This window comes from Blautia sp. 1033sp1_1033st1_G9_1033SCRN_220408 (assembly GCF_040929965.1).
Classification (GTDB): Bacteria; Bacillota; Clostridia; order Lachnospirales; family Lachnospiraceae; genus Blautia_A; species Blautia_A ammoniilytica.
On record NZ_JBFKZO010000008.1, the window covers coordinates 44,647 to 58,253 of the forward strand.

Genomic DNA, 13,607 nt, shown 5'->3' on the forward strand with positions numbered 1-13,607 from the left:
TATCTTCAGCGGTATAGTATTAGTTCTATAGCTTATTGATTATATTGCCTAATATCTGTTATTCTATAATTTTTCATACTTTCACTGTGTTAGCTTTAACTAACTGTCTAGTATAAAGAAAACCGTGCAAAAAGCAAACTGTAATTTCACACGGTTTTCTTATGCTTAAGTATATCACTTAAGTAATCATATAACAATATATTTCTTTCAACAATTTACAAAATTGGGTGGTGGAATTTACTCTTTCACACAATAATGTTATGGTTGTATCTCCTTCTGACAGCAGTACTGTAAAAATAGCATAATTTGCAACAACCCTTACTTTCTTTACCCCCAGTTCTTCTGCCAGACGCTTTACGTTTCTATAAGTCTGAACACTTCTGGCTCCCGGCTCTATCACAACGATAAACTGATCCATGCCTTCTGTTGTCCTTCTTCCAAGATGTTCCAAACCTGCTTCCATATCCAGCAGCACAACATCCTCTCTGTGCAGAATAAGATTATTGATGATCCGTTTAAGCATTACATTTTCCCCTACCGTCAGATGTTTGATAAATTGCTTTAAAATACTATTCATTGTGCAGGCACAGCCTTCATTTGCCTGATGTATTTTTCCACTGGAAATAAGCATCACGCCATTGTTTCGTGAAATATATTCTTCGGGTATCTCATTCAATGTAAATGGTTCCGAATAGAACTTTTTTGCAAATGCAGACAACTTCACAGTATCAAGATTGCTCCAACTCACAATCCTAACTTCTTTATAATTTCTCCCAGTGCACTTCTTACAGGAGAATCTTTCGGAAGCCGTACGATCGGCTTTCCATCACAGTCATACTGATATACCTGGTCATCATGTGGTACAACCCCTAACAGTTCCAGTCCCTGATTTCGGATTTCTTCCAGAGTTCCGGCATCCAGTTTTCCATCCGGAACACGATTCACGATTAATCCGGTTTTCTGTGGTTTAAAGCTTAACTCCTTCATCAGCTTTGCAATACGTCCGGCTGCCTGAACACCTCTTCTGGAACAGTCACTTACAAGAATCGCAACTTCCATCATTGGCAGGATTCCTCTGCTGATGTGTTCCATACCCGCTTCGTTATCAACCACAATATATGGATAATGGCTTTGCAATTTCTGAACCTGGGTCTGCACAAGACCATTTACAAAACAATAGCAGCCCTGTCCCTGGGTTCGCCCCATTACCATCAAATCATAATCGTCTTCTTCTGCAATTGCATCGGAAAGACGCATCTCCAGATAAGCCTGTTTTGTCATTCCTGCCGGAATCTGATATCGCGGATCAACTCCTGCACGTTCAATCTCTTCTCTCAGCTCTCCCAGTGTAATCTCCGGTTCGACGCCGAGCACTTCATTCAAATTCGCATTTGCATCTGCATCTACAGCTAAAACAGGATGTTTTCTATTTTCACATAAATATTGAATCAACAATCCACAAAGGGTTGTTTTCCCTACACCGCCTTTTCCTGATACAGCAATTACATGTCCCATGTTTTTCCTCCTAGCATTCTGAATAATCTGTTGACTTTTTACTTAAGCCTCATTATAGTTGTCATTATATAAATTACAATAATCAATCTATGAAATCTGTTCTGTTCCTCAACACAACCCAAAAACTGTTGAGAAATGATACATTGTAAAGCATACATTCAATGGAGGCCATTATGTCGGAAAAAACAAACAAGCAGGATCGCCGTACCCGCTATACCAGGCAAACCATAAAAGATACTTTCCTAGAATTGTTAAAGCAGAAAAGTTTTACGAAAATTACAGTTACAGAGATCTGCAAAAATGCTGAAATCAACCGTGGCACTTTTTATCTTCATTACTACGATATCCATGATGTATTATCAGATATTTTTAATGATATGACTCAGGATATGTTAACAACTGTAGATCATTTATTCTGTCTAAATCAAAAAAGCTGTTCCTATCCGTTCTGTCAGAAAATACAGATGGAATCACAATACAGGTCACTGTTTCTGGATGATGCAATTGCCCCCATTCTTCTGGAAAAAATAGCAGAAAATACAAAAGAAGGCTATGTGACCTGGCTTATGTCACACAGCCTCCTAACCTTTGAACAGGCAGAATCTGTTTTTTATTTTCAAATGAATGGCTGCCTTTCCATCAACAGACTGATGCTTCGCAATCACTGTAATGACTGGAAACAGATTCAGACAATAATCGACAAATTTATCAAATCCGGGCTGAAAAGTTTTCTGATTCATGATCAGAGAGAAGAAAATGCTTCCGATAATTTTTGCAACAAAATTTCTCCAACTGTTACCGCATCTTCTACACTTAGATAATGATCGGCATTATCCTGAAGAAATATTTTGCCAGATACAGGAAATTCTTCATCTGCAAACCATACCTTTAAAGTTATCGGATATCTTGGCAGAACTGGAAAAACAGCACACAAATCCGCCTTTGTCTCTGTGAATTCGGCACCTAGGCTTTTACATGCTTTCTGAATCATCTCAGGATCTTTATCCTGCAAAAGTTTTTCCAGTTTCTGCTCTGCAGTCTGATCAAACTTGGTTCCTCGAATCAATCCATCTTTCAGGTTACCAAAAGTAATGAGCTTCTGTGAACCTTCTGTTCCATCGGCCATATCCAGATAATGCAGCAATGTCAGATAATGCCATTCGTCCATGTTTGAGTTAATACAAAACTCAGGGAGTTGAATTTCAATCGTTTCATAAAAACTCAGTACTTCAAGCACATTTCGGCTGCTATGAAAAACAGCCCCACTTTTTGCAGCAAGATCCTCTCCGGAACGATTTTGCAGCCGTTTTACTGCTGCCTGCAACATTTCCTGAAATGCACGATTTTCTGCTTGATTTTTGTATTCCATAAGTTCTCCTTTGTGAACATTTATAATATCATGTAATAATCAATGTTTATACAAAGATTATGGTGTTCTCATAAATCTAACTTTGTCCGGATTCTCATTCATCCATTACCTCCGTCATAGTTTCATAATCTTTTCCACAAAAACAGCAATTCGGGCATGTTGGACATGGCCATCCCTTATTCTTAAATCTGCATACATCTAAACGCCGGTATGCTCTTAATAAGTTTGCTTCATATTCTTCTTTATGCTGTGAAACTTCCCTGTTTTCACGATAATAAAGGTGATACATTTTTTTAGTCATATGTTTTTTAATTCTTGTGTATAAATAGCATATGATACGAATCCTCCGTAAGTTTCATTACTGTGTTGACTTTTCCTTTAATCCCCATTATAGTTGTAATTATATTATTTACAATCATCAAAACATTAAAAATGTGCAGTTTATCAACACATCAAAAAGAACTGTTGAGAACTTAGGATGTTTTAAACAAACCAGAAATATTTTCACCCCAAAAACGGGAAAACAAGATCATTATATCATACTACAAGGAGTTTCTTATCATGAAATATTCAACGAAATTAAGTGATACTGTTCATGTGATGGTTCTGATTGCTATCAACCAGGAAAAATCCCTCTCCAGTGCCTCAATTGCAGAAAGTGTCCATACAAATCCCGGCTTTGTACGCCAGCTTATGTTAAAACTAAAAAAAGCGGGACTTATGACCAGTGTAGCCGGACATGCCCGTCCTTCTCTTTCAAAACCAGCAGATCAGATTACATTGCTGGATATTTATAAAGCAGTTGAAGGTGATAAACCATTACTTCATTTAGATACTCATACCAATCCAGATTGTGGCGTTGGCATTAACATTCAGTTATCTTTGCAGGGATTTTATAATGAAATTCAAAAGGCTGCCGAAGAAAAAATGAATACGATTACTTTACAGGATATCATAGATACCTACTATCAGCGGACATCTATAGAAAATAACTTACAGGTAACTGTTCAGAACCCCATTAGTTAAACAGAAACACAAATATCAAAAAACCGAGGACTTTTCCCCGGTTTTTCTTTTCGTCTTAACTATTTATAATCCTTTTTCATTTCCCTGATTATCTTCAAAAAGCCTGGATATACGTATTGTATTCAAACTGCCTGTCTATATCTGTTTTCTCTTTTCTCTTCCAGAATCCGAAAATATCATTGTACCGCTTCACCATATGGTTAGCCAGCCAACTGAATGGCTGATGCTTCTAACACCATTCAAGAATGCCTCGGCATTCTTGCTGCGAGGTGCGCGTCATGCAATTGCATGACATACTTCTCCTGCGCACCTCTGCAATCCTGCCGGAGGCTATATCAGCTGGGGGAATGACTCCCACCACTGATACCAGCTTGTTTCTCACCACCTATAGAGGTGGGAGTCATCTCCCAGCTGATATACTTTATTTTGCATAAACTGTATTCCCTTTTGCAATTACTTCAACAAGCTGAAGTTCCTGGTCAAGAATACAAAGATCAGCATCGTAGCCTTCTTCAACCTTACCTTTTCCTTTGAGACGAAGAATATCTGCTGGATTAGATGTAATTGTAGAAATCGCTATTTCTAAAGGAATTTCTGTTTTAAATACACATTCCTTTACTTCCTTCAGAAGGCAGCTGGACTGTCCAACACCCATTCCAAGGAATTCGCCATTACTACTGTACATCGGAAGGCTTCCCTGTCCATCAGAAGAAATAGTCATGCGGTCAGGCCTTACTCCTGCATCTAACATCCGTTTGATACCATTACATACACGTACCTCATCACAGATAGTTTCCCAATAGTCAATATCTTCATTTCCGGTAAAGTCTACTGCTCCGCCTTTCAGCGCATACTCAATCGACTTGCAGAAAAGCATCTCATTTCGATTGATATGTGTTGGCAATATTTGAGAAGCCGGGATCTCTGTCTCATCTACCACTCGTTCAATAAGATCTAAGCATCTGGGACTGTCGCCAAGATGAACATTTACAATACCAGCTTTCCCGGAAAGAACACCACCAAGTCTTGTATCCGCAACGACACGTGCAAATTCCTCAAAAGTCGGCTGTGAAGAACGATGATCAGAGATCGCGATTTCTCCAGTTCCAACAATTTCCTGAATCATCATAATATCTTTCACAATACTGTCAGTCAACGTGCGAACCGGAATCTGATAACTGCCTGTATAACAGTATGCAGACATTCCCTGCTCATTCAATCCTTTGGTCTTTGCAACCAGTGCACACATATCACGACCGATTCCATCTGTTCCAAGACAACCAACAACTGTTGTTACTCCAAACTTCGTAAGTCCTTCCATAGTTGCTTCCGGAGTACGATTGGCGAATCCACCTTCACCACCGCCTCCGAGTACATGAACATGACTATCAATGAATCCCGGAGTTAAAAGTAACCCCTCTCCATTGATTATTTCTGCCTCAGAAAGAAATCCGTCTGTGGATATAGAACCTGCATCTTTAATCTTGACAATCTTATCATTAATTGTAAGTACATCTTTTTTTCCCAGATGCTGCGGGGCATAAACATCAATATTCTGAATTAATTTCATCATAAACCACTCCCAATTATCAAATGCATATTTTAGAATCCAATTCCAACTGCAATAAGAACTGTAATGATTGCACCAATCATTAAGACGCCAAGGAATTTCCACATGAATTTAATCCAGTTAGACCACTCAATCTTTGCAATTGCAAGAGATCCTATCAGACACCCAGACGTAGGAACAATCAGGTTTGTAAATGCATCACCAAGCTGGAATGCAACTACAGCTGTCTGACGTGAAACACCTAACAGGTCTGACAATGGAGCCATAATCGGCATTGTGATCGCAGCCTGTCCTGTTCCGGATACAACGAAGAAGTTGAATACGGACTGGAACAGATACATAAGTACTGCTGCAACTGCTCCTGAAACTCCAGACAGTGCATTTGAAATATTATACATAATTGTATTGATAACTGTAGGTGTTGTGGGATCAGATCCACCAAGAACCTGCATGATACCCTGTGCCATAGCAACAACAAGTGCAGCACCAATCAGGTCTTTTGCTCCATCTTTAAATGATGTTGCGATATCATTCAGTTTCATATCATTCAGTTTAAAGATAACTCCAATCACACCGGAAACAATTCCCATAATGAAGAACTGTGTAGCAATCTCTGGCATGTAGTATCCTTGAGCCATAACTCCCCATACTACCCATACTACTGTAGCAGCCAGTGTCAGAAGAACTAAAATGTGTCCAAGACCAAATGAATGTCCTTCGCCAATTCCTGTTTTTTCATTCTGCTCACGGAAATATGCATCTGTCTTATATGCGATTGAGATTGTGGGAGTCTTTTTGATCTTTGATGCATAGAACATAGTCATTCCACAGCCGAGTGCTGTAAATACTACCCACATTACCATACGGAATCCTGCTCCAGAGAATACGTCAATGCCTGCAATACCCTGTGCAATACCTACAGAGAATGGATTCATCCAAGATGAACCGAAACCAATCTGTGTTGCAACATAAGTAACAAGAACTGCAATAACTGAATCATATCCAACTGCTACAAACAACGGACAAAGAATCATAGTAAACGGAAGAGCTTCTTCTCCCATCCCGAAAACTGCTCCACCAAGAGAAAACAGTACGAAAAGTACCGGAATCAATAATTTTTCTGCTCCCTTTGCCTTACGGATCAGTCCGATCAATCCAGATTCAATCGCACCTGTACGGATCATGATACCGAATGCACCACCTACTACCATAAGGAATGCGATAATCTCGATTGCAGAACTATTTACGATTCCGTTATACATATAGTTGAAGAATCCTGTTCCACCATCTCCACTAAAGAGTGCTACTCCTTCTGTTACCACATTTCCTGCATCATCTGTCAGATACTGGAAACTCCCATCTTTGATTACTGTACGGGTTTTCTCAACACCATTGATCATATATGAAATATCCTGTGTTTCGTAAAATCCTTTTGGTACAAGAAATGTCAGAACTGCTGCGATAACATTTTCTACTAATGCCAACATTCAACAGCTACTTTTATAACACCATCTCTCTTATTCTCGAAGAGATCATAGGCCTCTTCAATCTTACTTAGAGGATAGGTATGCGTAATAAGTGGTTCTGTATTTATCTTTCCCTCAGCAATCAGTTTCAATGTCTCATCGCAATCGCATCCATCCACTCCACCGATTTTGAAAATAAGATTTTTGCCATACATATCCGGAAGCGGTAAACTCTGTGCTTTATCATAAAGTGCAACGATTGTTACAATTGCATTCGGTCTTGCGCACTCCCATGCAAGACGAAACGTTGATTCAGCTCCTGCAACTTCAAGAACAACATCTGCTCCACCATGATCACTTGTTTTCTTAACAAATTCCTCACATTCTTCCGGAGAAACAGTAAGTACATCAGGATAATGCTTATTAATAAATCGGATACGATCTTCGTCTTTCTCACACATGATAATGTGCTTGGGATTTTTCAGCATAACACAAAGCAATGTACATATTCCTGTAGGGCCTGCACCGATGATCAGTACTGTGTCGTCTTCTGTTATTTCAGAAATACGAGTTGCCCAGTAGCCGGTAGCCAGAACATCTCCAACAAATAATGCCTGTCGCTCTGTAACTTTGTCCGGAATCTTATTTAAGCCTTGATCTGCGAACGGTACACGCACATACTCAGCCTGACCACCATCAATACGACAGCCAAGAGCCCAACCGCCATTTTGATCAATACAGTTATTAACATAACCTTTTTTACAGAAATAACATTCACCACAAAATGTCTCCACATTTACTGTTACTCTGTCTCCCGGTTTAACATGAGTAACAGCACCTCCAACTTCTTCAACAATTCCAACCATCTCGTGACCAACAGTAATTCCCGGAACTGCACGTGGAACACTTCCATGCTTGATATGTAAATCACTGGAGCAGATACTCGCAAGTGTTACCTTTACAATAGCATCCCTTTCATGCATGATTAACGGTCTTGTTTTTTCTCTTAATTCAAATTTTCCTTTTGATACATATGTATAAGCCTGCACTGTTTTTCCTCCACCATTTTCAAATATTAAACATCTCCCTGCACATCCTTTTTCCACATGAGGTTTTAAAAATATTATGATAGGCTTTTAGAGCTGCATCTTTCGATAAACCGTCCTCCATAATATTAACCAGAAAATCAGCCTCTACCAATATCTGATAATCGATTTCATCAATATTATCATAGGTATGATGATGTGCAATCAAATACTGTACCCGACCAGATACATCTTGATCAAAGCCTAATTCTCCAAGCAGCTTTTCTGCGATTGCAGGACCTTCTTTTTCCTGTAATTTTCCATTACAATTTCCATATTTTTCTTCACAGAAATGAATTCCAATATCATGTGTCAAAGCTGCTGCTTCAATAGTAAATAAGCATTTCTTATCTACATTTTCCGTTTCTGCTATCAATTTTGCATAGCTATGCACTTTACAAAAATGTTGAATCCTCTTTGCATCTCCTCTATATAATTCAATCATTGCCAAATGTAATTTGTTTATCATTTAATGTTTCCTCCCTGTTGAAAATAAAACATGCAAATAATATTCATGCTATATTTTAACAGAAACAAAAGCTAAATGCTATTATGGGAGGGAAAAAAGTGAGAATACGATGTACATTTTTTCAACAAAATATCCTCTTGAAATGACAGGATCATTAAGTGTCTGTCACTCCAAGAGGATTTATATTGTCTATTAAGAGAGGTTATATACTTTTAATATCTTTATTACTTACTAGAGCGGTTATATACTGTTACTGGCTGATCAGTTCCTGTAATTCAGCATCATAATCAACTCTTTCTCCACTTGTGGTATCGAATACCATAGTAGATTTGTTGTCAGAAGTATAGGTGCTCCATTCAGGTACATTGTCACCATTTGGATCTCCGGTGCGTGCAAAGTTTACCCATGCACTTGCCATTACATCCTGCAGATCATAAGCATCCTGACTTCCGCCATAGCTGCCGGATACCAGATCTACATTGTGGAATACAAATGGAATTTCGCCGCAGTGCCACAGGTTTACACCACCATCAATTGGAGATTCATAAGATACAACGTAATCATAATTTTTAGTTGCACCAGCTTCTACTCGTTTTGTAAGGGTATTGGTGAACTTTGTACGATCTGCTACATAATAAGCGTCACAAGCACTCTTTTCAGGATAAGCTTTCAGGAAAGCTTCTTTTACAGCCTCAGCTTTATCACCGTATTTTTCTGTTAATTTTGCGTCAACTTCTTCTTCAGTCCAGGAGTTTTTGTTGGTTTCATTGGGATCCAGGCATGTCCAGCAATTCATTTCTCCAAATACAGAACCGACCATAACCGGAATGTCATTTGTCCATTCCTGGAAATTACTCTGAATATAATCTTCATCAAGAACAGGACGCCAGCTTAAAGAAGTTCCAAGTTCATCGCCAACTTCTTTTAATGCTTCAGTTGCAGCAGCATCAAGAGTATCATACGGAACCTCTTTTAACTGTTCAATCTGGTTATCTGAAATTCCTAAAATTTCAAGAGTTTTTGCAGTAATCTTTTTTGCAGTATCTTTTTCGATATAGCGTTCACTTCCGCTCTGTACAACCGCCTGATTGAATAATCCTTCTGCTTCAGGGGAAGCTAACATGCTGATGACTTTACCGCCGCCACCAGACTGTCCGAAAATAGTCACGTTGTCAGGATCGCCGCCAAAATTAGCAATGTTTTCTTTTACCCACTTTAAGGATGCAATCATATCTGCTGTGCCGCAGTTACCAGAATACTGATAGTCCTCACCATATTCGGAAACATCTAAGTAGCCAAGTACGTTTAAACGATGGTTTACAGTTACTACAACTACATCACCATATTCGCTAAGATTTTTTCCGTCATATGCAATACCTTCGATAGCAGAACCGTTGGTGTATCCGCCACCATGGAACCATACCATAACCGGCTTCTTTGCATTGGTATCCAGATCCTGTGTCCAAACATTCAAATTCTGGCAGTTTTCGCTCTGTGCCCAGTAACGATGAGGAATCAGGAAATCTCCGCCATCCGGATCTGTCATATTTGTAATAGGAGCTGTAGAACCATAGACAAGACAATTGCGCACATCGTCCCATGTATCAGGAGCCTCCGGCTGTTCAAATCTGTCGGCTTTTGCATAAGGAATCCCACGGAAAGTATAAGTTCCGTTGTCAATAAAACCACGAACCTTTCCGTATGCGGTATCTGTAATGCCCTCTGTTTTGCTGACTACAACACTTTCTGTAGCTGAAGTATCGTCAGCTGCAGCAGCAGAAACTGTTGAAATCCCCATAGAGAAAATCATAACACTGCTTAAAAGAATACTAATAATTTTTTTCTTCATTTCTTAATACCCTCCTTCATATTTTGTAACTTTATTATAAAAAAACCGTTCTGGCAGCGCTATAAGTTTTTGAACTTGTCACTATTATTTTTTTGATTTCTTTAATTGTTTGGTAAATCTGATTGAAAAACCACCTGATTCGTTGTACTATATTTAGTAGGAAAATAGTGTATTTTTTAATTCAATATGAAAAGGGAACTCCTATGAAAAAAAATCTGAAAATATTATTATTCATTGCTGTTTGTGCCATTGCAGGCAGTGGTCTGTTATATGTGAAAGAATATAGTCAAAAGCAGCAAATAAACAGTGAAAAAGATGAAAAAGAAACACTTATATTTCTCACGTCCAAAAGAGAAACAAGGCATATTTTTGAAACAATCATTGAAGATTTTAATGAGTCACAGGACGAGATATATGTTGAACATCTGGAAGTACCCAATCCAGATCAGGAGTTGCAAATACGTGCAGTTCAGGGAGAATTCCCGGATATTGTTGAATTTATTGGAGCTAAGAAAGATGATCTAAAAAAATATGTAACGGGTGGATATTTGCAGGCTTTAGACAATTTTTCGGCAACCCGTTGTGTTAATGAACATTTTTTGGAAAAATTAGAAATTCATAATGGTACTTACGTACTTCCATTATCTGTGAACTACAGAGGAATATTTTATAACAAAAAGATGCTGGAGGAAGAAGGGTATCAGATTCCCTCTACTTATTCTGAACTTATTGATACCATGCAGCAAATAAAAAAAGCTGGAAAGCTTCCTATTGTTTTTGCAGATAAAGACAGCTGGACCGTTCACCAGGGATGGGATGCAATTGATATGTCATCCAGGGGAAGCCAGGACGACCTATTTCAGAAGGTATTAGATGGTGATGCACTTTTATATGAAGATTCTATTGCACTTGATTCCACCAGGAGATATTTAGAAATAAGAAAATACAGTCAGAAACAAACAATAAACACAGGATATGACGAAGCAGTAAAAACATTTGCAAACGGGGAATCATATATGTTTCTCCAGGGAAACTGGGCATATCCCTTAATAAAAAAAATCAATCCGGATATCGATCTGTTATTTATGCCATTCCCTGCATATCATGAAGGTGATGAAAAAGTAGTAGTAAAAATAGATGCATCCTTGGGAGTTTCAGCTTCCTGTACCCATACAGAAGCAGTTGGAAAATTTCTGGATTATGTATTTTCAAAAAAGATGAGTGAATATTATGCAGAAGAAGCAGGGGCATATTCCTGTATAAAATCTGTAGATGTAGCAGACAAATATGCAAAAGCATTTACGGATAGCATCAGGAATGGTGATTTTGATCTGGAAGAATTTGCTTACGAGAGCGACAAGTCTGATACAAGGGATGCTTTATTTCAGAACTTTTTCAGTTCGCCTCAAAGGAATACCGAAAAATCATTTTTAAAGGAATGGAATGATCTTTTAATTCTGTTGAAAGGAGACTGAATGTGAAGAGGATTTCAAGATTGCCGATATGGTGGCAGCTTTTTATTGGACTGGCATGCTGTTTTCTATTTTCCTTAATAGTCATTTGTGCATCCTTTTTTATTGATATAAAAGAGGCTGAAAAAAATAATTGGTCTTACTTGCACAGAATGAACAGTCAGTGGGAACTGGAGATTGAAACGATAACAAAGAATCTGGATTATTTGCAATATTTACCTTTAATAGATAAAGATATCATGACAAATCTCCGAAACGACTATCAAAAGCAATCTCTAAAAAAACAACTTTCAAACTCGAACTATGTAAATAATATTTTAGAGGATATTTGCGGGATTAACCCATTTATTTTACGTGCTACGATTTTAACCAAAAATGGAAATATTTATGGCAATTTTGTTGAGGACTCATTAAAGCAGGTTGAGCAGGCACAAGATCATATTGTCTATTCAAAAGCAGGTCATAAAAACGAGAAATACATCACAGACATATATGAAGGCGAAATAAACATGCTTCCATATAAATTATTAACAATTGCATATGCTATGTATCCGGTAACATCAGACGAAAAGCTTGCTACGATTTATATCGATCTGAACTTTGAAGAAATAGAAAAAAGTTTTTCTGTGTTTTCAAATAATGAAATCGAATGTTGTCTTTTTAATAAAAACGGGATGATTTATTCTTCTGAAAAAGAAAACCATTTTCTTCTGAAGGATGTGAAAAACATTTATGAAAATTCAGATCATCAAGGAGTATTGGAAACAGACGGCACTGTCTGGAACGCATATGTTGTTAAAATCACTGATTTGGACTGGTATCTGGTTCAATGTATGCCGAAAAAAAGTTTTACCTTCAATAGTACAAAGAATATTTTGCCCTTTTGCTTTTGGGTTTTGATGATTTTTGTATTTTTACTGTTTGGAGGCATGCAGCTGATCAGTCGTATTACAAAACCTATTTCTGAATTTTCCAATGCCTTAAATCAGGTAACATTACATAAAAAACAAAAGCCAAGGCATATTCAATTATCAGAGGACGTACCAGAAGAAATTTCTACAATGGTAAGTGGTTATAACGATCTTGTATCGCGTATTGAAGAAAATATTATTCTGGCTTACAAAAACGAAATAAGTCAGAAGAAAACCGAACTGCAAATGCTGCAATATCAGATCAATCCTCATTTTTTATATAATACATTAAATATTGTCAGTGCGTTGGCAAAGCTAAACGGAATTAAAGAAATATCCGAAATCTCGGAAAGCCTGTCCCATATTTTCCATTACAATGTAAAAGGTGGAAATATTGTACAGCTGAAAATGGAGCTTGAAAATCTTCAATGCTATGTAAAAATACAGTCCCTGCGTTTTCCTGGAAAATTTGATGTAATTTATAACGTGGATGATGAGATGATGACCTGTGAAATGTTAAAATTCATCTTGCAGCCATTAATGGAAAATGCAATAGAACATGGCGTTATTCCGTGCAAAAAAAGAGGCAGAATAGAACTGACAGGAAAAATCAGTTCAGATCATATAGCAGAGATCAGTATTTGTGATAATGGGAATGGAATAAACGATGAAACATTGCAGATGCTGCACCAGGAACTTAAGAAGGACCTGAAGCAGGGCATAAATCATAGTTCATCCGGAATTGGTCTAATCAACGTGCACCAGAGAATTAAAAATTATTATGGAGAAGAATTTGGAATTTCAATTGAAAGTACCCTGGGAGAATATACTTGTATAAAGGTCCGTTTTCCTATATTGCCAAAAGAGGTGTAATA

13 protein-coding genes are annotated in these 13,607 nt (G+C 37.8%); 4 read left to right on the top strand and 9 right to left on the bottom strand.

What is annotated here, in order from left to right; all coding sequences use genetic code 11:
* Window positions 1-178: 178 nt before the first annotated feature.
* Window positions 179-748, bottom strand: a complete 570-nt coding sequence (locus AB5916_RS07995; RefSeq protein ID WP_368190169.1) for a hypothetical protein — start codon at window positions 746-748, stop codon at window positions 179-181.
* Window positions 745-1,515, bottom strand: coding sequence for an AAA family ATPase (locus AB5916_RS08000; RefSeq protein WP_368190170.1), 771 nt, complete (start codon window positions 1,513-1,515; stop codon window positions 745-747). The genes AB5916_RS07995 and AB5916_RS08000 overlap by 4 nt, the downstream gene beginning before the upstream one ends.
* A 173-nt stretch (window positions 1,516-1,688) precedes the next feature.
* Between AB5916_RS08000 and AB5916_RS08005 the strand changes: the two genes are divergently transcribed.
* Window positions 1,689-2,336: a TetR/AcrR family transcriptional regulator gene (locus AB5916_RS08005; RefSeq protein WP_368190172.1), complete on the top strand. Its 648-nt coding sequence runs from the start codon at window positions 1,689-1,691 to the stop codon at window positions 2,334-2,336.
* Here the strand turns inward: AB5916_RS08005 and AB5916_RS08010 are convergent.
* Both AB5916_RS08010 and AB5916_RS08015 read right to left on the bottom strand, forming a co-directional pair.
* Complete coding sequence (locus AB5916_RS08010; RefSeq protein WP_368190173.1) at window positions 2,258-2,884, bottom strand: DUF3786 domain-containing protein; 627 nt, start codon at window positions 2,882-2,884, stop codon at window positions 2,258-2,260. The two genes, AB5916_RS08005 and AB5916_RS08010, sit on opposite strands and share 79 nt — an antisense overlap.
* A 94-nt stretch (window positions 2,885-2,978) precedes the next feature.
* Window positions 2,979-3,185: a hypothetical protein gene (locus tag AB5916_RS08015; protein ID WP_368190174.1), complete on the bottom strand. Its 207-nt coding sequence runs from the start codon at window positions 3,183-3,185 to the stop codon at window positions 2,979-2,981.
* A 260-nt stretch (window positions 3,186-3,445) separates the two neighbouring features.
* On the opposite strand from AB5916_RS08015, the gene AB5916_RS08020 reads away from it, so the two are divergent.
* Window positions 3,446-3,910 carry an Rrf2 family transcriptional regulator gene (locus tag AB5916_RS08020; RefSeq protein ID WP_158421228.1) on the top strand — a complete coding sequence of 155 codons (465 nt, stop codon included), beginning with the start codon at window positions 3,446-3,448 and terminating at the stop codon, window positions 3,908-3,910.
* A 421-nt stretch (window positions 3,911-4,331) separates the two neighbouring features.
* Here the strand turns inward: AB5916_RS08020 and iadA are convergent, their stop codons facing one another.
* The 5 genes from iadA to AB5916_RS08045 form a co-directional block, all read right to left on the bottom strand.
* Window positions 4,332-5,480, bottom strand: a complete 1,149-nt coding sequence (gene iadA, locus AB5916_RS08025; RefSeq protein WP_158421283.1) for a beta-aspartyl-peptidase — start codon at window positions 5,478-5,480, stop codon at window positions 4,332-4,334.
* Window positions 5,481-5,512: 32 nt separating this feature from the next.
* Complete coding sequence (gene yfcC, locus AB5916_RS08030) at window positions 5,513-6,967, bottom strand: putative basic amino acid antiporter YfcC (protein WP_368190175.1); 1,455 nt, start codon at window positions 6,965-6,967, stop codon at window positions 5,513-5,515.
* The gene (locus AB5916_RS08035; RefSeq protein WP_368190176.1) at window positions 6,955-7,995 is read right to left on the bottom strand and encodes an alcohol dehydrogenase; all 1,041 of its coding nucleotides are present in this window, start codon (window positions 7,993-7,995) and stop codon (window positions 6,955-6,957) included. Before AB5916_RS08035 ends, yfcC begins: the two co-directional genes overlap by 13 nt.
* 19 nt (window positions 7,996-8,014) lie before the next feature.
* Complete coding sequence (locus AB5916_RS08040; RefSeq protein ID WP_368190177.1) at window positions 8,015-8,500, bottom strand: HD domain-containing protein; 486 nt, start codon at window positions 8,498-8,500, stop codon at window positions 8,015-8,017.
* Between the two features lie 250 nt (window positions 8,501-8,750).
* Window positions 8,751-10,349: a carboxylesterase/lipase family protein gene (locus tag AB5916_RS08045; protein ID WP_368190179.1), complete on the bottom strand. Its 1,599-nt coding sequence runs from the start codon at window positions 10,347-10,349 to the stop codon at window positions 8,751-8,753.
* A 122-nt stretch (window positions 10,350-10,471) separates the two neighbouring features.
* Between AB5916_RS08045 and AB5916_RS08050 the strand changes: the two genes are divergently transcribed.
* Together AB5916_RS08050 and AB5916_RS08055 are read left to right on the top strand one after the other, a co-directional pair.
* The gene (locus AB5916_RS08050) at window positions 10,472-11,824 is read left to right on the top strand and encodes an ABC transporter substrate-binding protein (protein ID WP_368190181.1); all 1,353 of its coding nucleotides are present in this window, start codon (window positions 10,472-10,474) and stop codon (window positions 11,822-11,824) included.
* 2 nt (window positions 11,825-11,826) lie between these two features.
* Window positions 11,827-13,605 carry a sensor histidine kinase gene (locus tag AB5916_RS08055; protein ID WP_368190183.1) on the top strand — a complete coding sequence of 593 codons (1,779 nt, stop codon included), beginning with the start codon at window positions 11,827-11,829 and terminating at the stop codon, window positions 13,603-13,605.
* Window positions 13,606-13,607: the final 2 nt, after the last annotated feature.

Coding starts and splice junctions, on each gene's coding strand:
- AB5916_RS08045 (WP_368190179.1), bottom strand. CDS start 10,349: ATGAAGAAAAAAATTATTAGTATTCTTTTAAGCAGTGTTATGATTTTC.
- AB5916_RS08020 (WP_158421228.1), top strand. CDS start 3,446: ATGAAATATTCAACGAAATTAAGTGATACTGTTCATGTGATGGTTCTG.
- AB5916_RS08010 (WP_368190173.1), bottom strand. CDS start 2,884: ATGGAATACAAAAATCAAGCAGAAAATCGTGCATTTCAGGAAATGTTG.
- yfcC (WP_368190175.1), bottom strand. CDS start 6,967: ATGTTGGCATTAGTAGAAAATGTTATCGCAGCAGTTCTGACATTTCTT.
- AB5916_RS08005 (WP_368190172.1), top strand. CDS start 1,689: ATGTCGGAAAAAACAAACAAGCAGGATCGCCGTACCCGCTATACCAGG.
- AB5916_RS08000 (WP_368190170.1), bottom strand. CDS start 1,515: ATGGGACATGTAATTGCTGTATCAGGAAAAGGCGGTGTAGGGAAAACA.
- AB5916_RS08015 (WP_368190174.1), bottom strand. CDS start 3,185: ATGACTAAAAAAATGTATCACCTTTATTATCGTGAAAACAGGGAAGTT.
- AB5916_RS08040 (WP_368190177.1), bottom strand. CDS start 8,500: ATGATAAACAAATTACATTTGGCAATGATTGAATTATATAGAGGAGAT.
- iadA (WP_158421283.1), bottom strand. CDS start 5,480: ATGAAATTAATTCAGAATATTGATGTTTATGCCCCGCAGCATCTGGGA.